Here is a 24,008-nt window from a genome sequence, read left to right as displayed (position 1 = left end):
CTCAGTACATCTGGCCCAATGAACTGGCCGGATTGCGACTGCTACGCAGTCGATCGCAGGCTTCGCCAGCTCCTACAAGGTGAACTACATCCTTACCCCGCGATCGGTGACCTCAAATGCGCCAGGCTTCACCCTCGGCAAAAAACGCCTTGGCGTTGTCTTCCAGGCTCTCCAGGTGATACCCCCCCTCCTGCACGATCAGGCACGGCAGGCCCAGGCTGCGGATACGCTCGCCCAGCACGGCAAAGCCCTCGCGGGTGACCGCCACCTTGCTCTGCGGGTCGAGTTCGAAGATGTCGAAGCCCAGCGACAGCACCAGCACTTCAGCGCCGAAGTCCTGTACTGCCTTCAAGGCTACATCCAGTTCGGCCAGGAAGTCCGCCTCGCTGGCGCCATGGGCCATGGGCAGGTTGAGGTTGTAGCCCTCGCCCGCACCGCTGCCGCGCTCGTCGGCAAAGCCGGCGACGCCCGGGTAGAAGTTGGTCGGGTCGCCATGCACCGAGACGTACAATACGTCGTCACGGTCGTAGAAGATTTCCTGGATGCCCTGGCCGTGGTGCATGTCGGTGTCGAGCACCACCACCCGGGCATGGCGCTCGCGCAGCACCTGGGCGGCGATGGCGGCGTTGTTCAGGTAGCAGAAGCCTCCTGCCGCTTCCGCTCGGGCATGGTGCCCCGGTGGCCGGCACAGCGCATAAGCCGCCGGCGCGCCATCGAGCAACGCCCGGGCGCCGGCCACCGCGCTTTGCGCCGACCAGTAGGCCGAACGCCAGGTCAGCTCGCCCACCGGGCAGCTGCCGTCGGCCAGGTAGCGCGCCGCCTGGGCGAGGATGCCGCGCAAGGCATTGGGCTCGCGGACGAAGATGTTCGACATCACTTCATCGCCCCAGTCCTCGGGTACTTCCTTCCAGCGCTGGTGGGCTTCTTCGAGAAAGCTCAAATAGGGCGCGCCGTGCACGGCGAGCAAGGGTTGCAGGCCGGCATCCTGCGGCTGGCGGATGTCGAACCCGAGGTTTTTCGCAGCCTGCAACAGGTGCCGGGCACGGTCGGGGACTTCCTGCGGGGTGCGCATCTGGCCGCGGGAGTAGTAGCTGCGCGGATGGTGCAGCAGCTGTTCGGGGTGAAAGTAGCAGCGCATCGAGCTCTCCTTATTCGACCCGGCCGGCACGGGCCAGCACGGCATTGAGCAGTACATCGGCGCCCTGGCGCACGTCCTCGGGCAGTACGTCTTCGGCTTCGTTGTGGCTCAGGCCGCCGACGCAGGGGATGAACACCATCGCCGTCGGGCAGTAGCGGGCCAGCAGGATGGCGTCGTGGCCGGCGCCGCTGACGATCGACTGCTGGGTATAGCCCAGGCCATCCACCGCCGCCTGCACCGCCGCCACGCAATCGGCATCGAACGGGGTGGCCGGGCTGACCCAGTGGCGCTCGATGCTGACCTTCAGGCCACGCTGGCTGGCGATGCTCTGCAGGCGCTCGCCAACCTGTTGCTCCATAGCGGCGATGGCACTGTCGTGGTGATGACGCAGGTCGACGGTGAACTGCAGCAGGCCGGGAATGGTGTTGCGCGACGACTTGGCGATGCTCAGCTCGCCCACCGTGGTCAGGCCCTGGGGGCTGAAGTCGCACGCCAGTTGCTCGACCGCGAGGATCATCTGCGCCGCGCCGTAGAGAGCGTCCTTGCGCAGCGGCATCGGCGTGGTGCCGGCGTGGGCGGCCATGCCCTCGACCCGCACGTCGAGCCAGCGAATCGCCTGGCCGCCGCTGACCACGCCGATGCTCCTGGCGTTGTCCTCAAGGATCGGGCCCTGCTCGATATGCGCCTCGAAATAGGCATCCACCGCCCCGCCCAGCGGGCGCTGGCCGGCGTAACCGCTACGCGCCAGTTCCTCGGCGACGCTGATGCCATCGGCATCGCGCACCGCCAGGGCGTCTTCCAGTTTCATGGTGCCGGTGAACACCGCCGAGCCGAACATCGCCGGGGTGAAGCGGGCGCCCTCCTCGTTGGTCCACACTGCGATCTCCAGCGGCTTGCGGGTCTGGATCTGTAAGTCGTTGAGGCGGCGCGCCACTTCAAGGCCGGCCAGCACGCCGTACACGCCATCGAAACGCCCGCCTTCGGGCTGGGTGTCGAGGTGGCTGCCCATCATCACCGGGGCGGCGTCGGGGTCGGTACCGGGGCGACGGGCAAACAGGTTGCCGATGGGGTCGACGCTGAGGCTCAGGCCGGCTTCGCGGCACCAGTGGGCGAACAGTTCGCGACCGGCCTTGTCGTCGTCACTCAGGGCCAGGCGGCAGCTGCCACCGCGCGCCGTCGCGCCGATTTCGGCCATGGCCATCAGGCTCGCCCACAGGCGCTCGCCATTGCTTTTCAACATGCTTGGTACTCCAGCAATCATCAGGATTCAGGCCATTTCCAGGCGGTGGGCGGCAGCGTGGCGACGCGCCAGGGCCAGTACGCAGAGCAGCGAGATCGCCGCGATCAGGCTGTAGAACACCGCCATCGGCCACCACTGGCCAACAAACTTGTGCGCAAGCCAGGTGCCGACCAGCGGAGTCAGGCCACCGGCAATCGCGCCGCACACCTGGTAGGCCATGGAGATGGCGGTGTAGCGCACGCGGGTCTCGAACATGCCGCTGACGTAGCCGGCGATCACCGCGTAGAAGGACGCCATGCACACCACTGCCAGGGCGATGCCGACAATGATCAGCGGCGCCTGCCCGGAGCTGACCAGCACGAACATCGGATAAGGCGAGGCCATGGCCAGCAGCGACACCAGGCACAGGAAGCGGGTAGCGCCGATCTTCTCCGCCACCCAGGCCGCGAGGGGCTGGATGCAGAACTGGATGATCGCCACCACGAACAGGCATTCAAGGATCAGCGAGCGCGGCAAGGCCAGTTGCTGGGTGCTGTAGGCGATCATGAAGGTGTTGGTGAAATACACCCCGGCGATGCCCAGGGTATTGGCGCCGATGCACAGCAGCAGCGGACGCCAGGCGGTGCGCAGCACTTCCATCACCGGCGCCTGTTCCTTGCGCTTGGCCTTGCTGGCCTGCTCGCGGCTGGCGAGGAACTCCGGCGACTCGTTGACCCCCAGGCGAATCGCCAGGCCCACCAGCAGCAACAGCGCGCTGGCCAGGAACGGCAGGCGCCAGCCCCAGCTCATCAGGTCTTCTTCAGGCAGGCGGGTGACCGCGCTGAAGGCCAGCAGCGAGAGGATCAGGCCCGCCGGGCTGCCCAGCTGGGCAAAGGAGGCAAAGAAATTGCGCCGGCCCTTGGGCGCATGCTCGCCGGCCATCAGTACCGCCCCGCCCCATTCGCCGCCCACGGCGATGCCCTGGACGATGCGCAGGAGGATCAGCAGCACCGGCGCGGTGGCGCCGATCTGTGCGTAGGTCGGTAGCAAGCCGATGCACACCGTGACCACGCCCATCATCAGCAAGGTGATCACCAGGGATTTCTTGCGCCCGATGCGGTCGCCGATATGGCCAAAGACGATGCCGCCCAGCGGTCGGGCGAAAAAGCCCACGGCAAAGGTGCCGAAGGCGGCCATGGTGCTGAACAGTTTGTCGTCGGAGGGGAAGAACAAGGCGCCGAACACCAGCGCCGCGGCGGTGGCGTAGATGTAGAAGTCGTACCACTCGATCATGGTGCCGATAAAGGCGGCGGCTGCGGCCCGGCGTGGCTGGGGCGAAGCGGATGGCTGCATGGGTCAGGCTCCTTTGATTATTTTTCTGGCAGGAGTAACGGTGCTGTCGCGGCGCTCTGGGTGGCGCCTGTATGGGAAGGATTTTTCGCCCGGGGCTATGATTAGTCAATTTTCTATTTATTATTCGAACTATAAGCACGTTTTATATTCAACCGAGCGAGCCCCGCCATGCCTGATCATCTGCTCAACGACCGCCTGGACTGGAACCTGCTGCGCACCTTCCGGGTGATCGGCCAGGAGCTGAGCATCAGCCGCGCCGCCGCCCGCCTGCACCTGACCCAGCCGGCGGTGAGCCAGGCGCTCAAGCGCCTGGAAGAGCAACTGGGCCGGCAGCTGATCGCCCGTCGCGGCCCGCGCTTTGCCCTGACCGAGGTGGGTGAGCACATCTTCCACCTGGCTGGGGAAATCTACGGGCAGATGTCCCAGGTCAGCAGCGTGCTGGAGCAACCGGCCGACGAGGTGATCGGCAAGGTGCGCTTGCTGATGATCAGCCGCATCGAGTCCGTGCGCTTCGACAGCTTCCTGGCCGACTTCCACCGCCAGCACCCGCGGGTGGACCTGGAAATCGAGGTGATGCGCAGTTCCGACATCGTCAGCGCCCTGCAGGAAAAGACCGCGACCCTGGGCCTGAGCCTCAACCGCCGGCCACAGCCACGCCTGGAGCAGCGCCTGTTCCTGCGCCAGCGCTATGGCTTTTTCTGCGGCAAGCACCATGCCCTGTTCGGCAAGGCCGATGTCGCCGAGGGCGACTTGCAGCGGGAGAACTTCGTCAGTTTCACCAGTGACCAGATCGGCGGGATGCTCTCACCGCTGACCATCTTCCGTGACCAGCAGGGCTTCAGCGGGCGCATCGTCGCCTCGTCACCGAGCCTTGAGGAAGTGCGCCGCCTGGTGGTCGCCGGCTTCGGTATCGGCTGCCTGCCGGCCCATGTGGTGGCGGCGGATGTCGAGGCCGGGTTGCTCTGGCCGCTACCGCCCCATGAGGGGATTGCCGATGTGGATATTCATCTGCTGTGGAACCGCGAGCAGCGCATGAGTCGGGCGGAGTCGGTGTTTCTTGAGGCGCTGCAGGGGTGTCTGGACGTCTGAGGTTGGCCGGGGGCGACCGCTGTGCGGTCGATCGCAGGCTTCGCCAGCTCCCACAGGGTTACTGGATTACTGGATTACTGGGTTGCTGGGTTGCTGGGTTGCTGGGTTGCTGGGTTGCTGGGTTGCTGGGTTGCTGGCCATTGTGGTGAACACTGTGGGAGCTGGCGCAGCCTGCGATAGCCCCATAGGCCGATAAAAATCGACATAAACCTGCGCAGCCCGTCGATTTTTTTAGACATACCCTTTGCCACATAAATCGCCACAAGCCTCTATCTAGAGCGATCCACCCAATCAGACCTCCCCAGCATGGAAACACACTGTAAAAATTTAATTGACACACCTCCCGCACTCTTTCTATTTTGCCCCTGCCTCACGGCTCCCAAAAAATAATTCCAAACACACACGGGCAAGCACCAACGATATGCCAGTTCCCTCGAGTGCACCTCATCAGCAGAACAACGGACCTGTTCTGAGCTCAGCACCGGACGCGCAATTCAGAAAGACCCTGAAACTCTGGCAAGTGGTCATCATCGGCCTGGCCTACATCGCCCCGATGACCGTGTTCGACACCTTCGGCATCGTCTCCGGCATCACCAGCGGCCACGTGCCCAGCGCCTATGTGCTGGCCCTGATCGGCATTCTGTTCACCGCCGTCAGCTACGGCATCCTGGTCCGTCGTTTTCCCGAATCCGGCTCGGCCTACACCTACACTCGCCGGGCCATCAACCCGCATGTGGGCTTCCTGGTCGGCTGGTCGTCGCTGCTCGACTACCTGCTGCTGCCCATGGTCAACGCCCTGCTGGCCAAGCTCTACCTGTCGGTGATGTTCCCGGAAGTGCCGGCCTGGGCCTGGGTGGTGGGCTTCGTTACGCTGATGAGCCTGATCAACATCCGCAGCATCAACCTGGTGGCCAACTTCAACACCCTGTTCGTGGCCGTCCAGGCGATCATCATCGGCGTGTTCATCTACCTGACCCTCCGCGGCCTGCACAGCGGCGAAGGCCTGGGCACGGCCTTGAGCCTGCAGCCGTTCGTGGGCGCCGACACCCACCTCAATGTGCTGATCACCGGCGCGACCATCCTGTGCTTCTCGTTCCTGGGCTTCGACGCGGTCACCACCCTGAGCGAAGAAACCGAGAACGCACACAAGGTCATCCCCCGCGCGATCTTCCTGATCGCCCTGATCGGCGGCCTGGTGTTCATCGTCGTGTCGTACTACATCCAGTCGTTCTTCCCGAACATGGACCGCTTCCAGGACCCTGAAGCCGCCCTGCCGGAAATCGCCCTGTATGTCGGCGGCAAGCTGTTCCAGTCGATCTTCATCTGTTGCACCATCATCAACACCATCGCCTCGGGCCTGGCCTCGCAAGCCAGCGTCTCGCGCCTGCTGTACGTGATGGGCCGCGACAACGTGATCCCCAAGCGCGTCTTCGGCCAGCTGCACGGCAAGTGGAAGACCCCGGTGATCAACATCGTCATCGTCGGCCTGATTTCGCTGTCGGCGATCGTCTTCGACCTGGTGACCGCCGCCTCGGTGATCAACTTCGGCGCGCTGGTGGCCTTCAGCTTCGTCAACCTGTCGGTGATCGTGCACTGCTACCTGCGCGAAGGCTGCAACCGGACCCTGGGCGACAAGCTCAAGTACCTGGTGATGCCCACCGTCGGTTTCTGCATCATCGCCATCCTCTGGCTCGACCTCGATGAACACTCGCTGCTGTTCGGTGGCGTCTGGGCCAGCCTCGGGGTGTTGTACCTGGCGTACCTGACCAAGGCCTTCAAGGTCGCACCGCCCAGTTACGTAGCCGAGTAAAAGAAAACGACAGAGTGCCGTTCACCTCGGTGGGAGCGGGCTTGCCCCGCGAAGCGATCTTCCTGACAGAGCGCAATCGCGGGGCAAGCCCGCTCCCACCGAGTTGGTATCCGCCTTGAGTGGACGGGCTTATGTTGCTTCCCCTGCTAACAACAAGGACGTCACCATGCTGCTGCGTCGCCTGCTGATCCAATGGAAGATCACCCTGCTCTCCGGCCTGTGCCTGCTGGTCATCGTCGCCCTGCTGATGACCGCGACCCTGTTCCAGTCCAGCCGCAGCGCCGCCCTGGTCAACAGCGCCAGCACGCAGATGCTCGACCAGAACGCGCGCCTGCGCCTGCAGACCTATGCCCAATTGCAAGCCACGCGCATCCAGCGCTACTTCAAGGATGCCTACCTGTATGGCAGCGGCCTCTCGCGCCTGGTGCTGACGCTCCAGGCCCAGGGCCAGGACAACCTGCGCGAGGTGCTGAACCGTCAGATGCAATCGGCCCTGGGCGACAACCCTGATGTGCTTGGCCTGTACCTGGTGTTCCTGCCCGACGCGCTGGATGCCAAGGACGCCCGGTTCATCGATCAGGCAGCCCAGGGCAGCAACGAAAGCGGACGCTTTTCCCTGTACTGGTCACAAGTCACGCCGGGCCAGCTGGAGTCGGAAATCATGCCCGAGTCGATGCTCGCCGACACCAGCCCGACGGCCAACGGCTCGCCCTACAACCGCTGGCTGACCTGCCCGTTGGAACGGGGTGAAACGTGCGTGCTCGACCCCTATTTCGACGTCGCCGGCGGGCGCAAGACCATGCTCACCAGCATCGCCCTGCCACTCAAGCAGGACGGCAAGATCATCGGCGTGCTGGGCCTGGACATCAGCCTCGACAACCTGCAGCAACTGAGCCTGGACGGTCGCCAGGAGCTGTTCGACGGCAACGGCCAGGTCAGCATCGTCAGCCCTGCCGGCCTGCTGGCCGGGCACAGCCGCGATGCCGGGCAATTGAGCAACAAGGTCGAGCAGGTGTTCGGCGCTCAGGCCAGCGCCCTGCTCGCCCAGATGCGCGCCGGCAAGGCGGCAGAGCTCACGAGCGATGGTCTGCTGCAGGTCAGCCAGTCGTTCGCCCCGGTGCCCGGCGCCCAGCCCTGGAGCGTGCTGCTGGAAGTGCCCGAGCAGGTCCTGCAGGCCCCGGCCATCGCCCTCAACGCGCGCCTGGATGAACATAACACCTCCGCCAACCTCAACAGCCTGGCCATGACCCTGGGCGCAGCAGTGCTGGGCCTGCTGGTGATCTGGCTGAGCGCCCGCGGCGTGACCCGGCCGATCCTCGACGTGGCGGCCCGGCTCAAGGACATCGCCAGCGGCGACGGCGACCTGACCCGGCGCCTGGACTACGCCCGCGCGGACGAACTGGGTGAACTGACCGGCGGCTTCAACCGCTTCCTCGACAAGCTGCAACCACTGATTGCCGATGTGAAGGCCTCGGTGCTGGACGCCCGCGGCACCGCCGACCAGTCGGCGGCCATCGCCAGCCAGACCAGCGCCGGCATGCAGCAGCAGTACCGTGAAGTGGACCAGGTGGCCACCGCCTCCCAGGAAATGAGCGCCACCGCCCAGGACGTCGCCCGCAATGCGGCCCAGGCCGCCGAAGCGGCGCGCGGTGCCGACCAGGCCACCCGCGAAGGCCTGGCGCTGATCCGCACCACCACCCGCGCCATCGAACAACTGGCCTGCGAAATGAACGCCGGCATGGAAGAAGTCCAGCAGCTGGCCGAGCGCAGCGAGCAGATCGGCTCGGTACTGGAGGTGATTCGCGCCATCGCCGAGCAGACCAACCTGCTGGCCCTGAACGCCGCCATCGAAGCGGCCCGCGCCGGTGAAGCCGGTCGCGGTTTTGCCGTGGTCGCCGATGAAGTGCGCAACCTGGCGCGCCGCACCCAGGACTCGGTGGACGAGATCCGCCAGGTGATCGAAGGCTTGCAGCAAGGCACCCGCGAAGTGGTCGGCTCGATGCACAGCAGCCACCGCCAGGCCCAGGGCAGCGTGGCCCAGGCCGAGCAGGCGGTGCCGGCATTGCAGCGCATCAGCGAAGCGGTGGCGGTGATCACCGACATGAACCTGCAGATCGCCTCGGCGGCCGAGGAGCAGAGCGCGGTGGCCGAAGAAGTGAACCGCAATGTCGCCAGTATCCGCGACGTGACCGAGTCGTTGTCAGGTCAAGCCGAGGAGTCGGCGCAGATCAGCCAGGCGCTGAACCGCCTGGCCAACCACCAGCAAGGGCTAATGGCGACGTTCAAGGTGTAGGCGCTGCCGCCAGGCTGCGATCGGCCGCAAAGCGGCCGTATGAATGGACCCGCCGCTACCGAGGCGCCTGGGTTGCGACTGCTACGCAGTCGATCGCAGCCTGGCGGCAGCGGCTACGGTTCAGCGGCGCTGCAACAGTACCTTGGCGATGTTCTCCGGTACCTGGGCTTGCCCGGGCCTGCCGGTCCACCTCAGCCAGCATTCAATCAGCTGCAACTGGCGCACGACCGACTCGAACTGCCGCGCCGAAATACGCTGGCCTGCCAGCGCATCATCGTAGCTGTCGATCAGCTTGCGTTCGGCAACGTCCCGCGAGTCTTCCTTGTTCTCCGAAACCCCGATCAGCCAGCGGGTCAGTTGCACATCGGCCTTCATCACCGCATCGAATACGCCGAACGAGCGCTTGTAGCGGGCCTGTGCTTCGGCTTCACAGCGGTCAAGGTCTTCGATCGAAGGCGCGCTCTTGGGTGACATGATTTCAAGTTGAATCCGGTTGAGCATGGCGTAGGGGTTCCAGTCGGATGCGTTACGGTCTTCCCCTGCGGCATAAGCTTCCCTGGCCTCCTCAAGAATCTTACTGATTGGATTAGCTTGGGCATTGCTCTTGGTTTTGGAACTGGGCGCGTACTGCATCAGCAACAGATGGGCCTTGCGCTTGAGCGCCCGCCCGCGCATGACCTGACGGCGCGCCAGCAACGTACCTGAGGTAGCCTCACATACTTTGTTCAAGGAATCAGCACGCTGGATGGCCGATTCGATCAACTGACTGGCTTGCGCGAAGTCGCCAGCACCGCCCGCAACTTCGGGAGCGGCACTCAGATAAGCCTGGCGAATTTCCACATCAATCAGTTTTTCCACTGCGGTCAGCGGCACACAGCCCCGGCCATTGAAGCGGGCAAGGGCCTCCAGCAATGCCTTTTTCGCTTCCTCCAATGCATCGGCTTCTCCCCACTCGCTATACAGCAGCCCCAACCCATACTGAACTTCGGCTTGCTTGATCCAGTTTACCGGCAGCTCTAGCAAACGCTTTTGAACCAGATCGAGTACCTGCTGGAACCCCTGCCCCACCGTCGCTGAGTCCGGGCTGGCGGCGCGCAGTCGCAGCCCTTCAAGCCAGTCGAGCAGCTCTGGCGAACCGCGCAGGCAACTGTTGCTCCCATCACTGGGCGGCAGCAACCTGAGCTGGAACAACGGGTCACCGTAGGCCTGGTAAGCGCCCCAGGTGTTGTAGCCGGGGAACTGTGCGAGGGTCTCCAGCCGCGCGCAGGCAATGGCTTCGGCGAAGTGATCACCGTAGATGGCCAAGCGGTTGAAGAAGGTTTCGCTGAAGCAGCACGCGGCATTGTCATCGACCTCCCAGCCCGCCGCCACCACACAGCGCACGCCCATGTTGATCAGCTCTTGCGCCAGGCTCGCCGCCAGCCGATTGCCGCCCGGTTCAGACACCCCGACCTTGCCAAGGTGGCAGCAGCTGAGGAACACCAGGTCCGGCACGGTCTCCATCCGGTCGATCTCGGCGGCGGTCAGCAACAAGCCATCGGACAGCACCACCCCGCTGCGCTTCTGCCCGTCCTGGTCTTCGCTATGGAACACCCCGTGGGCGCAGATCACCAGCACCCGGTAGGGCCTTGCGAACAGCTGGTCGAATACCTCTACGGCACTGGCGTCATCGGGCAGGCTCCAGGTGGAGTAGCCCGCGCTATCGAGCACCCGGCCGACCGCCTGGCTTTCGCGCAGGGCGCCCGGCAAGATCGGCAGCCGATCCGGCGAGGGCCCGTCGCCTTTGGATTTGAACTGTTTGAAATAGCCCTGGGTGCCGGGGTTGCCGATCACGCAGGCATTCATCAGGTCGGTGCGCACCACCTCGCGCCGGTAGCGCTGGGTGATGAACTGGCGCACCAGGCGGGTACGCCTGATCAGCGGTTCGCCATCGGTCTCGAGCATCTCCCATGGCAGGTTGGCGCTGCTTTCATCGAGAACCAGCATCAGGTTGTCCGATTTGCGCACCGCGCCTTTGAACGCGAGCGGCAGCATCAACTGGAACAGGCTGTTGCCGAAGAACGCTGCTGAATCGTAGCGGGTGGTGCTGGCCCCACGCAGGGCGCTGTCGACCATCTTTTCCAGCAATCCTGGCTGACGCTGGTCGACCAGCGCCTCGACCCGGGCGCGTTGGCCCATGTAGAGGAAGTTGAAACGTTGCGCGGGCCTGACCTCCCCCGTCTCGGCAAGGTCGCCGGTACGTTGCACGCCATCGGCGCTGCTGACCTGCAGGCGTGGCCAGTAGTTGCCCGTCGGCGTGATGCTCAGCCGCGGCCGGGCACCCTCACCGAACTGCACGGCCTGGGCCAGTTCCAGTCGGCTGTTCAGGCGTTTGAGCTCACCGGACAGCTCGCGGTCCAGGGTGGCCACCGCGTAGCCAGCACAGATCGCCGCATCGACGAACATCTCGACAATGTCCAGGCGCGTCACCGCCGCCGGGCGCCCCTTGGGCCCGGCGCAGACCTCGGCATAGTCACGGTTGGCCTTCAGTACCCCCAGGGTCACGGCGCGCACGGACTCTTCCACGGTCAACTGGACGCTGGAGTTGGTGCCGATCAGCAGACTGGCGATGTGCAGCGGCAGCAAAGCCTCCGGCTTGTCAGGGTCGACGATGTGTTGGGCGTGGGTGTACTGGTCCACGGCGCTCAACAGGTAACGTAGTACGCCGCTACGCACCGCCTGGGTCACCACCTCGGCCGTCAGCTCACCCATTTCGCCAAGGCCGATCATCACGGCGCCACGACCCGTGCCACGGCGCACCTCCTCGACCGTACGCGGCACCAATACCACGGTGGCATTGCCCAGCTCGCCCGAGTAGAGGCCCAGGCGCTGGCGCTGGGACAGTACGCCATTGACCAGGGTCTGATCGATGGCGGCTTCGGCGCCGGAAATAGGATCGCCGCGGAAGTGGCCGCAAATCAGCGGCACCTGGGCGCAGCTCAGGTTCATCGCCAGCACATTGACCTGCAGGGCGAGCAGCTCGGGTTTTGGCGCCAGGCCGTTGGTGCGGCCCAGCACCTGGCTGAGCAGCTGGTTATCGGACGGATAAGCCGGCGGCCCACCACGGAAGCTGACCTGCGCACTCGCCCGCTCAGCGGTGCGACTGCTGGGTAGCCGTTCCAGGCGTTTAGGTGTGCGCTTGAGCAGCAGGCTTTCTATTTCGGGGAAGTACTGTGCGGTCGATGCCAGCTCACCGTGAACCACCGGCATGTACCAGTGACGGCTGTCGGGTAGGTTGGCCAGTTTACCGGAGCGCCAGGTCACAGTGCCGTCGCCCTGGGGAGTGCCGCGCAGCATCAGCTGCTTGCCACTGATGTCCAGGCCGCAGGGGGTGTTCTTGCCCTGACCGTAGACATAGGCGACCCGCTGCGGATCCTCGTCGATCCAGCTGTTGTCTCCCAGCGCCAGCCAGGACTGCCTGACCTGCTCCAGCAGCGTGGCCTCGGGACGTGCCCCCAGTTCGTCGCCGAACCAGAAGTCATCGTTTTTCAGCGCCAGCTGACTCCAGCTGGCATTGCCGAACAAGTCCACCGGGCTGCGCCCGCCGACATCCTCGAACTCGGGGGCGGGCAACAGGTGCAAGGCCCCCGGGAACTTGCCGACGATGTCGAGGATCTGTGGCAGGCTGTTGTTCAGGTCCACCCGCGCCAGCATGCGGATGGTGTCGGACTGACCCAGCAGGGTTTCCACCATGGAGTAGGCACCGTGGTTCGGGGTGCCGAGCATCACCACCAGCCCGTCGGCGTGCGTGATCAGGTCCTTCCAGAGCGTCGGGTCATGCCTGAAGGCCGCACGAACGACCAGCCCACCCATGCTGTGGGCCAGCAGGCGGATGCTTTTGCCCGGGTGATCAGCCAGGTGTTTGCGCAACGTCGCGGCCAACTGGCTACCCAGTTGCTGAAGGGGCTGGCGCCAGTCGTAGTGATGGTCAATCACCTCGTGGGTAGCGGTGAGGTATTCGTGCAAGTCCTCATAGGCCAGGCTGATCAAGCCCTGGCTGCTGACCGCCGGCACATCCATGGCAATGCGACCCAGGCCACTTACGGCAAGCTCCAGCGGGTCGAGCCAGACCGTGTTCTTGCCAACCCCCAGGCGGCTGCCCAGGATACCGGGTAGGAGGAACACCACTGCGTCGGTCGCCAGTTGGCGCTTTATCTGCTTGGCTTCTTCTGCGGACCGTTGCGGTTGCACAGCAACGCCACGGGAGACCACGGCCCTGTCCAGCAACCAGTCGCCTATGCTGCTGGGCAGCGAACGGTTGCGGTACTTGACCGTGTCGCGAAAGTAATGGAAGTGATTGACCTGCGGCCCGTCGACCGCCATGGCATGGGCTTCCTGGGCATGGTCGAACAGGCCGCCGTACATGGAGTCGGTGTTGACCACCAGGTCATTGCGGGCCAGGTCGAACAGCGCCCAATTGACGAACATGTAGCCGATGCGCTGGAGGATGCCGCTGGCCGACTCGTCGGTATCGCCGGCGACGATGGCCATTTTCAGGTTCGGCAGTGGCCGCGCCCACGCCAGCAGCATGCCCATGGGCGCCTCGGGCAGCATGGCCTCGATGCCGGGCACCACTTGCGGCTGCAGGCGTTTGTCGGCGATTTCCAGGACCACCCGTTCAAGCAGTTTCAGGCCGCGGTTCGCCACCTGGGCGGCCGCGGGCGTGGCGATGGCGCCCACGCCCAAGGTGGCTAACTTGCGCACCAGGCTCAGCAGGCAGGAGAGGAACACGTCGAGGTTATCGGACAGAAGCGCGGTGCCGCGGGCCGGGGCGGCCACGCGTACGTAGTGGGTGATGTTCAACTGCTTTTGTTGAAGCTTGCTGACGAGATCGCGCAGCTTGCCCTGTTCGGTTTCTGCAAATGCCAGGCGCTCCTGGGCCCGTGCCGGGTCTTGCTTTTCCTGCTCGATTTCATCGGGCCTGGGATCACGGCGGTAATGCTTGATCCATTGCGACAACTGCGTATCGTTGGGGTCCATGCACAGCAAGTCGGCAACCAGACCGCCGCGCGAGTGGCTGACCACCTGTAGCCGGGCGCCCTTTGGCAGCAACTCGACCGCCTCCAGCGCATTGTCGATCGGGCTTTGCGAGAAGGTGCGGTGCTCAAGGGCGACAATCTGCGTAGCGAACTTCAGTTGCAGGTCTTTCCAGACCATGGTGCCGGGCAGCTCGCCAAAGCTGCCCATGGTGTGCGAGCCCGTGCCGTGGATGAACAACAGGATCGGCTTGCTGGCATCCAGCGCGCTTGCGCTGGCAATCTTGTCCTGCTCACTCAACACTGCGCCGTTCCAGCGGTACAGCCCGGGTGGACCAGCAAGCTGGCTTTCGATGGCAGTCATCAACGCCGTGGCGGCCTTTTGCGAAGCCCAGTCGATGGCTGCACCGCTGAGTTTTTCCTTGGCGATCTCAGTAATGGCGTCATCGCCCAGGACCAACTGCCGGACCTGCCGCCAGACCCAATCCATTGCACCTCGATTCCTGCCCTGGCTGTCAGTGAAGCGGGCAAAATCGATGACGCCATCACTGTCCACCACATCGGGGCGGGTGCGGCGCAATTGCTCGACCAGCGCATCGGCACGGATGTAGATGGTCGAACCATCGGCGGCATCCAGCGCCAGCAGTGCGTGGGGATCATTCAAGGTTTCGCTACGGGGGGCATCACTGGCACGTGCGGCGGGTGCCAGTTGCCAGCTTTGCACTACGCGCAAGTTGTCCAGGGTGCTGGCCACTCCCCCACTGGCGCCGCGACTTGTCGAGGATGCCGGTTGCGTTGGAGCGCCATCGGCGGTTTGTTGCAGGGGCAGCCTGATCAGTGGGGGGGCGTCAGATGGCTTCATGGTCAAACCCTCGGCAACTATCACCTCACTAAAGTTCATGCTTAGTTACATTTCAAGACCACCTAAAATTTGAGGGTTTGGGGTGTTTCAAAAAGATAACAGTGCTGTTTTAGTTAATAGCGAAAGTTGCGGGTTTATTGTTTTTTTATCGCGAGCCAAGTGTTTGATAACGGTGTTTTCAATGACGCCGGTAACTTTTGTTGCCGCTGGGTGTCAGGCAATAGACGCCACCCCGCGGCCCGGTACAGAAGGTGCCGGAACCACAGCTGCAGGTGCTGCTGGCACCTTTTAATGGTTGCACCGCAGGGCGTGCCGGACTGGTACCCAAGTAAGCGGGGCAACTTCTTTTCGAGGCGCTGATCGAGCCGTCATTACACAGGAACAGGTCGCCATCGCAACCGGCAATACCGCCCTTGCGTCCGGAGCAGGGGGTGTTGCCAGCCAGGGCTGTGGAGGCGGCCAGCAGCATGGTCAGCGCCATCAGGCGGGGAACGGAAAGCAACACGGCAGGACCTCACAAAACAATAGCCAGATGCTATCAACGTGTAGCTGCTGCCGCCAGGCTGTGATCGACTGCGCCGTTGCCAGGACTGGCCCGGGGGCTGCGATGCAGCCCATCGCCGGCGCTGCCGGCTCCCACAAGGGCTCACGGCATGAACCGGACTTTGAATTGCCCCCAAAGGTTGGATGACTGTCCAACTTTCGGGGTGCAGTTCAACTTTGTGGGAGCTGGCGAAGCCTGCGATCGGCCGCGCAGCGGTCGCAAACCGGGCGGCGCAGGCCAGCTAACGCGCCAACAACCCCGGCACCGCCGCTACCAGCATCGCCACCCCGGACAGGGTCAGCAACCCCAGCACCACCCGGCGAAAGGCCTGCTCGCTGATGCCCACATACACCCGCGTACCGATCAGGGTCGGCAGCAGCATCGCCGGCGCCACCACCGCGAACATCGGCAGCATCGCCGGGGTCACCAGGCCGGTGCCCAGGTAGGTGAGCATGGTCACCATCAGCATCGACAGGTTGAAGTTCTGGATCACCGCCCGCTGGGCATCGCGATCAAAACCACGCAGGGTGCACCACAGGGTCGGCAGCGTGCCGGTAAAACCACCGATACCGCCCAACACCCCACCGGCCAGCCCCACCGCCCCGTCCGCCAGGCGCCCGCCGCGCAGTCGGGGCAGGCGCGGTGCCAGCAGCATCAACGGGCACCAGATCACCAGCAAGGCGCCGAACACGGCCTTGAACCAGAGCATGTCGAGAAAGGGCAACACCCACACGCCCATGGGAATCCCCGCCAGCCCGCCGAGCACAAAGGGCCACAACACACCCCAGCGAAAGCCCCGGCGCATGCTGAACGCCGCGATCACCTGCCCGGTCAGGCCGCCGAACACGGTCAGTGCCGCCGCCACCTGGGGTTCCAGGCTCCAGGCCCAGAACGACATGGCGACCATGCCGAAGGCGAAACCGGACAGACCCTGGACGAAGCCGGCGACCATGGCGCCCAGGGCGATCAGATAAAGGGGGTCCATGCGCAGGAACGTCCTTCGAGAATCGAAAGACGCATTCTAACCATGCTTGCGGCTTTAAACCGGAGCGTCGATCACCCGTATGGCAAAGCTTTCGCCAAGATCGACCAGGCGCAGGTAATGGGTTGAACCATCGGCACCGAAGAACTTGTCGGCCCGTTCACCGGTCAGCTTTTCCTGGAACTTGAATGGCCTGGTGATGAGTTGCTTGATGTCATCGCCAAACCTGCGGGCATGAGCGTCGATCCATTCGATGGCTTTGCGACGCTCCGGCAGCGGTGCCTTGGGGTTTTCTGTCGCCCTGGGCATCACGGCCGGGTACACCACCAACTTCTCGGTGTTGTAACGCATGAACACATGGCACAACTCGCGGCCTTGATCGTCGAAAACGGCGGCACGCAGGTTGGCCTCACCCTGCTTGTACTTCCACGCCTCATGGCTGGCATCGACGAATACTCCCCACGAATCCTGGTCTCTGATGCCGCCCTTATCGAATTCGACCTGATTTTCGATAAATGAATACACCGTCTTGTTGACCCGCACCCAGCCAATCTTTCCCGCAGCCGAAACACAGAGGTAACGGTACTTGGGTTTGAGCGAGTGCGCTTCAGCACCGATAGGCCAGTTCAACAAGTCATCGCCTTGCAACGAGTGTTGAAAGCGGGCTTGCTTGTAGTCATAGCGAGCGACCACCGTGCACTTCCTCGGATTGGACTGTGGCCTTTTGGCGAGTACAGACCTGACCTCCGCCTCGATTGACCGTTCGGCAGGCACACCATTCAACGCGTCATCCGCTTTTTCCAACGCCTCACGCAGCTTGTTGTACCTGGCGGCGAGCTTGTCCGCCGCCTTGCTGGCCGCTGCAAGAAAGTCAGGCGTGAGCCGGACGGCACTACGTTCCAGGTCCCGGACCAGCGCATTGACCTGCTTGCTGTCACCCCGAAAGCGCAGGCTGACTTCCCTGTTCCTGCTCTCCCCGCCGTTGGTGAGGTTCTGGCTGCCCACGGTCACGAACACACCTTCTGCCACGATCATCTTGGCGTGGAGGTTCGGCACCCGGTAAACCGCAATCCCGTTTTCAAGCAGTTTATCGATGGCCTCGAAGGTCGAAGCACCTGAAACCAGTACCTGGACATCCACCAGGGTATAGACCTTGGCGGTCTTGCCCAGTCGGGCAATCTCAAGGGCTACGTTGCCGGTCAGGTAGGGAGAGAAAATCTTCAGCCTGGCGTTCTTGCCAGCAAGCTCGGCCTTGACCAGAGGCACGATGTTTTCAGTGAACTTCAACGCCGGCATCCTTGTATTCACAGCTTGTGTCGAAACCGGCTCAACGCACTCGGTAGCAGGCTTCAGGCGCCTTGCGCGCCTTCGCCAGATAATACCACATTGACATCACTGACTCGCGCCAATGCCCAGGAAGGATGTGCCCCACACCACCAGTCTTCGGTGTGGGGCGCCCCCTTAGTTGTGTGCCGGGCGGACCGCCATGCCCGCACCCGAACCCACCTGTTCACGCGCCCCCTGCGCCGCGCTGCGGCAGGCCACGAAATCCTCCTTGCGCAACACCACCAGGGCAATCAGCGAGACGATCCCGGTGCCGATATAGAAGTACCAGGGCGAGGAAATATCGCCGGTCTGCTGGATCAGCCAGGTGGAAATCAGCGGAGCACTGCCGCCGAACACCGCCACCGGAATGTTGTAGGCCACGGCAATACCGGTGGAGCGAATCCGTGTAGGCAACAGCTCGCTCATGGTCGCGTAGGTGGACGAGGCATACAGCCCGAACAGAATCGCCACCGCCATCAGGAACGGCTTGCGCCCGTACCTGTCGGTGAACATCCCGCCAAAGGGCATGACGAAGGCCGCCGACAGGCTGGCGATGAACACGTAGAGCAAGGTGGTGCCACTGTCGAACTTGAGGATGCGCGACATGTAGGTGGAGGCGAAGGTCAGCACCAGATAGAAGATCGAGCTGTGCAGGGTGATGATGAAGAACACCAGGGTGATCGCCCGCTTCCACTGCCAGACTTCACGCAGCGGCGCCTTGGAGGTTTCGCCGGCGTGCTGCAGGGCGAGGAACTCCGGGCTGTCTTCGAGCTTGAGGCGGATGTACATGGAGACCAGCCCCATGGGCCCGGCGGCCAGGAAGGGTATGCGCCAGCCCCAGTCCTGCATCAGTTCGGCGCCGAGCATCCAGGTCATGCCATTGGCCACCACGCCGCCCAGCACCAGGCCCAGCACCGCAGTGACCATCAGCCAGCAGGTGGAAAACCCCCGCCGACCGGGCCCTGCGTACTCGGAGATGAAGCTGGTGATGGTGCCGATCTCGCCCCCGGCGGAAAAGCCCTGCACGCAGCGGATCAGTACCAGCAGGATCGGCGCGGCGATGCCGATGGCGGCATAGGTGGGCAGCAAGCCGAGCAAACAGGTGGAGCCGGACATCATGACCAGCACGGTGATCAGGGTCTTGCGTCGGCCGATGCGGTCGGCCAGCGGCCCGAAGAACAACCCGCCCAGCGGGCGGATGAAAAAGCTCAGGGCAAAGGCGGCAAAGCTGCTGAGCAAACTGCTGGTGGGGTTGTCGGAAACGAAGAACGCCTGGCCGATGTACACCGCCAGAAAGCCGTACACGCCATAGTCGTACCATTCGATAAGGTGTCCCGAGGTCGCGCCGATAAAGGCGCGCCGCCGTTGCCGGGCCGGGTTGTGCTGATGCGTTGCCATAGTCGTGTTCCTGTCTTGTTCTTATTGATGGAAACCTGTCATGGAAATACCGTTCAGGATGCAGCGGCCTCCTTCAGCCATTGACGCAGTTCGGTCTTGAGCACCTTGCCGTAGCTGTTCTTCGGCAGCTCGGCGAGGAACACATATTTCTTCGGCTTCTTGAACGAGGCCATGCGCTCGATGAACCAGGCGCCGAGTACGCGCTCATCCGGTGGACGGTTGCCACGCCCGACCACGAAGGCCACTACCGACTCGCCCCACTCCGGGTCCGCCTCGCCTACCACGCACACCTCGAACACCTCGGGGTGCAGCGCCAGCACTTCCTCCACTTCCCGCGGGTAGACGTTGCTGCCGCCGGAGATGATCACGTCCTTGCAGCGGTCGGTGAGGGTCAGGTAGCCCTGGTCGTCGAGGTAGCCGATATCGCCGGTGAGCAACCAGCCATCGACCAGCGTCTGGCGAGTCGCCGCCTCGTTGCGCCAGTAGCCGTGCATCACCGTCGGACCGCGCACGGCAATCTGGCCGGCATGCCCTGCAGCGAGGGGACGTAGCCCGGCGTCCAGCACCTGGATGTCCACGCAGGCGTGCGCCCGCCCGACCGATGCGGCGATACGCGCCCACTCCGGTCGCTGGCGATCGGCAATCTGTTCGCGGGACAAGGCGCTGATGGTCATCGGGCTCTCGCCCTGGCCGTAGATCTGCACCAGGCGCGGGCCGAAGATGTCGACGGCATCCTGCAGGTCGGCCAGGTACATCGGCGCGCCGCCGTAGACGATGGTCTTGATGCCCTCGCCGGCATAGCCCGTGGCCCGCGCCTGCTCGACCATGCGCTTGACCATGGTCGGCGCGGCGAACAGCGACACCTCGCCAAGCCCGGCCGCCAGCGCGAACACTTCCTCGGCCTTGAAGCCACGGGACTCCGGCACCACGTGGCGGGCGCCGCAGCGCACATGGATGAAGTTGTACAGCCCGGCGCCATGGGACATGGGCGCGGCATACACCAGCGCATCGCGGCTGGCGACCGCATCGACATCCAGCGGATAGCACAGCGACATCGCCATCAGGTTGCCATGGGAGAGCATCACCCCCTTGGAGCGCCCGGTGGTGCCGGAGGTGTAGAACAGCCAGGCCAGGTGATCGGCGTTGCAGCTGTAGGGCGTTGCCAGCGCCTCGCCGATCGCCGCCACCACCCGCCCACGTCCTGCCAGCTCCTGGCAATCGTCCGACAGCTCGCCGGGCGCAAACACCTGGCCGTCATCGCTAAAGACCACCCGCGCCCCGGCGTTATCGACGATCCAGCCCGCCTCGCTGCGATGCAGCTTGCAGTTGATCGGCACCACCACGGCACCGATCCACCAGGCCGCATACATCAGCTCCAGGTATTCGCAGCAGTTCTTCATGAACAGCGCCACGCGATCGCCCGGCTCGACCCGGTGCTCGTGAACGAGCTGATGGGCGAGACCGCGCACCTGGGCGGCAAAGCTATGGTAATCGGCGCGCTGCCGCTGCCCCTCGAACAGCGCCCCACGTTCGGGCCAGCGCTGCGCAGCGTTGTGCAGCCAGTTGGCAATATTCACCGTCACGCCCTCCGGGCTTGAAGCACCGAGGCGTAGTTGGCGACCGCCATGCCGCCCATGTTGAACAACAGGCCGAACTCGGCGTCGGCCGCCACCAGGCCGATGGGGTTACCGGTCAGCTGTCCGAACGCCAGGGCATGCATCGACACCCCCGTCGCGCCCACCGGATGGCCCTTGGCCTTGAGCCCGCCGGAGAGGTTGACCGGCAACCTGCCGCCGGCCTGTACCACACCCTCCTCCAGCGCCCGCTGGCCCTGGCCCTTGGGTGCCAGGCCCATGGCCTCGTAGATCAGCAGTTCGGCGATGGTGAAACAGTCGTGCACCTCGGCAAAGCCCAGGTTATCCAGGCTCACCTGCGCCTTGCCCAGGGCCGACTGGATCGCCCGCTGCGGCCCTTCGAAGGCCAGCAGGTCGCGTTTGGACAGCGGCAGGAAATCGTTCACCTGCACCAGGCTGCGAATCGCCACCTCGCGGCGGAACTGCCGGGCACGGGCTGGCGACGCCAGCACGATCGCCGCCGCGCCATCGGTGACCAGCGAACAGTCGGTCAGGCGCAGCGGCTCGGCGATATAGGGGTTGCTCTCGGACACCGTGTTGCAGTGCTCGAAACTCATTGCCTTGTGCATCTGCGCCAAGGGGTTGGCCATGGCATTGGCGTGGTTCTTCGCCGCAATCGCCGCCATGGCCGACAGCGGGCTCTGGTAGCGTTCTGCATAGCCGGCGGCGGCCAGCCCGAATAACTGCGGAAAGCTCAGCCCCGCCTCCCGGGCATCATGCTGATACCCCGCCCCGGCCAGGGCCTGGGTCACCTGGGCGGTGGAATTGGCGGTCATCTTCTCGGCCCCCACCACCAGCACCAGTTCGGCGGCACCGGAGAGGATTGCGTTGATCCCGGCCTGAATCGCCGCCGAACCCGAGGCACAGGCATTCTCGCAGCGAGTGGCCGGCTTGAAGCGCAGGGCGGGGTCGGCCTGCAGCATCAGCGAGGCCGGAAAGCCATCCGGTACCAGCCCGGAGTTGAAATGGCCGAGGAACAGCGCATCGATTTCCGAGGCATCCACCTGCGCATCGGCCAGGGCGGCGCGGGTGACCTCGACGATCAGATCTTCCAGGGTGGCATCGGCCAGGCGGCCAAAGCGCGAATGCGCGGCGGCGACGATGCTGACGGAGTCGGTAGCCATGGGGGTTATCCTTGTGGTTGAACAGGCGTTACCTACAATGGCCCCAACCCCGAAGCCCTCGCTATTCGTGCAACTACGTATAGGGATCCGTAGCCCGACTGGTTATTGTGTAGGAGCGGGCTTGCCCCGCGATCGCGGAGTGCCAGACGAACCGCTATCGCGGGGCAAGCCCGCTCCTACAGACCTGAAGGCCGCGCCATGACCGACCCCGCCCGACAACTGCAAGACCTGGAGCGCCTGGCGTTCCAGGTATCGCCTGCGCCGCAAGTGATCACCGGCAACCGGCGCATGCTCGACCTCAACGAAGCCTTCCAGAGCCTGTTCGGCTACGAGCGCGACGAGTTGATCGGCGAGCTCATCCTCAAGCTCTACCCGTCCCAGGCCGACTACAACGCCATCGGCGAGCGCAGCTTGAGCTGGCTGCGCCATGCCAGGAACGGCGCCTACTCGGACGAGCGCTTCATGCAGCACCACAGCGGCGAAGTGTTCTGGGCCCGGGCCAACGGCTACACCCTGACGCCGGAGGACCCGTTCCAGTTGATGGTGTGGCATTTCGAGCGGATGGACCGGGTGTTCCGGCCCACGGTGAACCTGACGCCCAGGGAGCGGGAGATTTCGGCGCATATCGTCAACGGGCTGACGTGCAAGGAGATTGGAAAAAAACTGGCCATTTCACATCGGACGGTGGAAGTGCACCGGGCGCGGTTGATGAAGAAGTTGCAGGCCAAGAACAGTGCGGAGCTGGTGTCCAGGATCATCGTTCTGAACTGACAAGGCAGCAGGAGCGGGCTTGCGCCTCAGAACAGCGCCAGCGGGTAATCGACAATCAGCCGGTACTCGTCGGCACTTGAATTACCCCGGGTATTGCCCGGCGCGGTATAGCCATCGCCCTCACGGTGGGTGGCCCAGCGCAGGGTAAGCGACAGGTCCTTGGCCGGCCCGGCGGGCACCTGGTACTTGAGCGCAATGTCACGCTCCCAGTGTTTTGCGTCTTTACCTTCGGGGTTGAAGATGTAGCCATAGCCGGGTTGAGCGGGATCGACGCGGGTCAGGTCCGCTTCGCCGCGGGTGTAGGCGGCGATGAACTGCAGCGCCGGGGCATCGAGCCAGGCCAGGCTGGTTTCGTACTGCAAGCGCCAGGACTTCTCGCCCGGGCCGTTGAAGTCGGCGAACTGCTGGGAATTGGTCAGGTACAGAAAGATTCGGTCATCCTGGGTGAGGTAGTCGAAAGGCGTGCGGCCATCGACCTTCTGCAGCCCCAGGGTCAAGGTCTGGCCATGGGCGGTCGCGGCAATCCCGGCGCTGTAGGTGTCGTTGTCGATACTGCCCAACTGGCCGGAGCCCTGGTCGCGGGTCTTGAAGTAGTGCAGCCAGGGTTTGAGGGTGAGCCCTTCACTCACCCCGAAGACCTGCGATACCCCCAGGTAGTACTGATTCCAGATGTCTGCGAGCTGGCCGCCGTACAGGGTCACCTGCAGCGCTTGCGGCTGGCCGTAGACGCCGCCCAGCCAGCCCAGGTGCGGGCTCTGGCGATCCGCCGCAACGCCGGCCTTGTTGCCGGCACCGTAGGCGGTGACCAGGTGGCTGTGGCCGCTCTGGTTGCGCAGCCGGGTCGACTCCAGAAACCCTCCATCCAGCCACAGCGCCTGCACGCTGTGGTTCGCCAGCGTCACCCCGCGATAGCTTTGGGGAAACAGGCGACTGGTGCCACTGGCCACCAGCGGGTTCTCCACCAGTTGGTCACCGGCCTTGACCAGGGTCTGGCGGTAGCGCAGCTTGAGCGCCGCCCCGGCGCTGGAGAACTCGTCCAGCGGCTTGCCGCTCGAATCCAGCGGCAGCAGCCCGGCCCCGCCGCTGCCACCGCCGCCGTCCAGCTTCAGGCCGAGAAAGCCATGGGCGTCGACGCCTACCCCGACCGGCGTATCGGTAAACCCCGAGCGGAACGACAACAGCATCCCCTGGGCCGACTCCTCGGGATCTCTGCGTACCAACGCCGAGTGGTTGTCACGCTGAAAATAATAAGTGCGCAGCAAGCCATCGAGCCGCGCGCCGTCGACCAACCCTGGCGGGATCGACAGCTCGACCGCGCGCCGCTCGTTGATGCCGGTGAAGATCGTGTCCTTCTGGCCCAGGGCATTGTCGGCCCGGGCAGGCACGACCAGCAGCAGACTGGCGCTCAACGGCAGCACCAGCAAGGCCCGCCCGGCCATCGCCCTGGCCA

Annotated in this window: 15 protein-coding genes and 1 pseudogene; 5 read left to right on the top strand and 11 right to left on the bottom strand. The window is 64.3% G+C overall.

The features are described 5' to 3' along the window. Positions 1-112: 112 nt before the first annotated feature. The 3 genes from M2D63_RS18015 to M2D63_RS18005 are packed head-to-tail and all read right to left on the bottom strand — an operon-like array spanning position 113 to position 3,710. Positions 113-1,138: a histone deacetylase family protein gene (locus tag M2D63_RS18015; RefSeq protein ID WP_285864318.1), complete on the bottom strand. Its 1,026-nt coding sequence runs from the start codon at positions 1,136-1,138 to the stop codon at positions 113-115. A 10-nt stretch (positions 1,139-1,148) separates the two neighbouring features. After that, the gene (locus tag M2D63_RS18010; protein ID WP_285864316.1) at positions 1,149-2,378 is read right to left on the bottom strand and encodes a Zn-dependent hydrolase; all 1,230 of its coding nucleotides are present in this window, start codon (positions 2,376-2,378) and stop codon (positions 1,149-1,151) included. Between the two features lie 27 nt (positions 2,379-2,405). Beyond that, positions 2,406-3,710, bottom strand: coding sequence for an MFS transporter (locus tag M2D63_RS18005; RefSeq protein WP_285864314.1), 1,305 nt, complete (start codon positions 3,708-3,710; stop codon positions 2,406-2,408). A 168-nt stretch (positions 3,711-3,878) separates the two neighbouring features. Here M2D63_RS18005 and M2D63_RS18000 point away from each other — a divergent pair, with 168 nt between their 5' ends. The 4 genes and pseudogenes from M2D63_RS18000 to M2D63_RS17985 all read left to right on the top strand — a co-directional run bounded on the left by M2D63_RS18000 (position 3,879) and on the right by M2D63_RS17985 (position 8,902). Beyond that, positions 3,879-4,799 carry a LysR family transcriptional regulator gene (locus M2D63_RS18000; protein WP_285864312.1) on the top strand — a complete coding sequence of 307 codons (921 nt, stop codon included), beginning with the start codon at positions 3,879-3,881 and terminating at the stop codon, positions 4,797-4,799. Between the two features lie 421 nt (positions 4,800-5,220). Further along, the gene (locus M2D63_RS17995) at positions 5,221-6,609 is read left to right on the top strand and encodes an APC family permease (protein ID WP_285864311.1); all 1,389 of its coding nucleotides are present in this window, start codon (positions 5,221-5,223) and stop codon (positions 6,607-6,609) included. 166 nt (positions 6,610-6,775) lie between these two features. Next, positions 6,776-8,044: pseudogene (locus M2D63_RS17990) on the top strand (HAMP domain-containing protein); the annotation flags it as partial. Positions 8,045-8,146: 102 nt separating this feature from the next. Beyond that, complete coding sequence (locus tag M2D63_RS17985; protein WP_405310519.1) at positions 8,147-8,902, top strand: methyl-accepting chemotaxis protein; 756 nt, start codon at positions 8,147-8,149, stop codon at positions 8,900-8,902. Between the two features lie 120 nt (positions 8,903-9,022). On the opposite strand, the gene M2D63_RS17980 is transcribed toward M2D63_RS17985, so the two are convergent. From M2D63_RS17980 to M2D63_RS17950, 7 genes are all read right to left on the bottom strand, one after another. Further along, on the bottom strand, positions 9,023-14,671 hold the full coding sequence (locus M2D63_RS17980) for a CHAT domain-containing protein (protein ID WP_285864307.1): 5,649 nt from the start codon (positions 14,669-14,671) through the stop codon (positions 9,023-9,025). Positions 14,672-14,957: 286 nt separating this feature from the next. After that, complete coding sequence (locus tag M2D63_RS17975) at positions 14,958-15,260, bottom strand: hypothetical protein (RefSeq protein WP_285864324.1); 303 nt, start codon at positions 15,258-15,260, stop codon at positions 14,958-14,960. 304 nt (positions 15,261-15,564) lie between these two features. After that, on the bottom strand, positions 15,565-16,308 hold the full coding sequence (locus M2D63_RS17970) for a sulfite exporter TauE/SafE family protein (RefSeq protein ID WP_285864306.1): 744 nt from the start codon (positions 16,306-16,308) through the stop codon (positions 15,565-15,567). Between the two features lie 54 nt (positions 16,309-16,362). Then, positions 16,363-17,592 (bottom strand): phospholipase D-like domain-containing protein, encoded by a 1,230-nt coding sequence (locus tag M2D63_RS17965; protein ID WP_285864304.1) that lies wholly within the window; start codon positions 17,590-17,592, stop codon positions 16,363-16,365. 174 nt (positions 17,593-17,766) lie between these two features. Continuing rightward, entirely contained in the window at positions 17,767-19,029 is a 1,263-nt protein-coding gene (locus M2D63_RS17960; RefSeq protein WP_285864302.1) for an MFS transporter, read from the bottom strand. 53 nt (positions 19,030-19,082) lie between these two features. Next, positions 19,083-20,606 (bottom strand): class I adenylate-forming enzyme family protein, encoded by a 1,524-nt coding sequence (locus M2D63_RS17955; RefSeq protein ID WP_285864300.1) that lies wholly within the window; start codon positions 20,604-20,606, stop codon positions 19,083-19,085. A gap of 2 nt (positions 20,607-20,608) precedes the next feature. After that, positions 20,609-21,787 (bottom strand): acetyl-CoA acetyltransferase, encoded by a 1,179-nt coding sequence (locus M2D63_RS17950; protein ID WP_285864298.1) that lies wholly within the window; start codon positions 21,785-21,787, stop codon positions 20,609-20,611. Positions 21,788-21,985: 198 nt separating this feature from the next. On the opposite strand from M2D63_RS17950, the gene M2D63_RS17945 reads away from it, so the two are divergent. Next, a complete protein-coding gene (locus M2D63_RS17945) occupies positions 21,986-22,558 on the top strand; it encodes a LuxR C-terminal-related transcriptional regulator (protein WP_285864297.1) in 573 nt (190 codons plus the stop codon). Positions 22,559-22,584: 26 nt separating this feature from the next. Here the strand turns inward: M2D63_RS17945 and M2D63_RS17940 are convergent, their stop codons facing one another. Then, a complete protein-coding gene (locus M2D63_RS17940; protein WP_405310515.1) occupies positions 22,585-23,997 on the bottom strand; it encodes an OprD family outer membrane porin in 1,413 nt (470 codons plus the stop codon). Positions 23,998-24,008 lie beyond the last annotated feature (11 nt).

This window comes from Pseudomonas sp. BJa5, assembly GCF_030272875.2.
GTDB lineage: Bacteria > Pseudomonadota > Gammaproteobacteria > Pseudomonadales > Pseudomonadaceae > Aquipseudomonas.
Note: the sequence above shows the minus strand (reverse complement) of the source record. Positions and strands in the feature narration are given on the sequence as shown.

What these genes read in the sequence shown, in the direction of transcription:
- M2D63_RS18015 (WP_285864318.1), bottom strand. Translation starts at nt 1,138, where the DNA reads ATGCGCTGCTACTTTCACCCCGAACAGCTGCTGCACCATCCGCGCAGC.
- M2D63_RS18010 (WP_285864316.1), bottom strand. Translation starts at nt 2,378, where the DNA reads ATGTTGAAAAGCAATGGCGAGCGCCTGTGGGCGAGCCTGATGGCCATG.
- M2D63_RS18005 (WP_285864314.1), bottom strand. Translation starts at nt 3,710, where the DNA reads ATGCAGCCATCCGCTTCGCCCCAGCCACGCCGGGCCGCAGCCGCCGCC.
- M2D63_RS18000 (WP_285864312.1), top strand. Translation starts at nt 3,879, where the DNA reads ATGCCTGATCATCTGCTCAACGACCGCCTGGACTGGAACCTGCTGCGC.
- M2D63_RS17995 (WP_285864311.1), top strand. Translation starts at nt 5,221, where the DNA reads ATGCCAGTTCCCTCGAGTGCACCTCATCAGCAGAACAACGGACCTGTT.
- M2D63_RS17985 (WP_405310519.1), top strand. Translation starts at nt 8,147, where the DNA reads ATGCAGCAGCAGTACCGTGAAGTGGACCAGGTGGCCACCGCCTCCCAG.
- M2D63_RS17975 (WP_285864324.1), bottom strand. Translation starts at nt 15,260, where the DNA reads ATGGCGCTGACCATGCTGCTGGCCGCCTCCACAGCCCTGGCTGGCAAC.
- M2D63_RS17970 (WP_285864306.1), bottom strand. Translation starts at nt 16,308, where the DNA reads ATGGACCCCCTTTATCTGATCGCCCTGGGCGCCATGGTCGCCGGCTTC.
- M2D63_RS17960 (WP_285864302.1), bottom strand. Translation starts at nt 19,029, where the DNA reads ATGGCAACGCATCAGCACAACCCGGCCCGGCAACGGCGGCGCGCCTTT.
- M2D63_RS17950 (WP_285864298.1), bottom strand. Translation starts at nt 21,787, where the DNA reads ATGGCTACCGACTCCGTCAGCATCGTCGCCGCCGCGCATTCGCGCTTT.
- M2D63_RS17945 (WP_285864297.1), top strand. Translation starts at nt 21,986, where the DNA reads ATGACCGACCCCGCCCGACAACTGCAAGACCTGGAGCGCCTGGCGTTC.
- M2D63_RS17940 (WP_405310515.1), bottom strand. Translation starts at nt 23,997, where the DNA reads ATGGCCGGGCGGGCCTTGCTGGTGCTGCCGTTGAGCGCCAGTCTGCTG.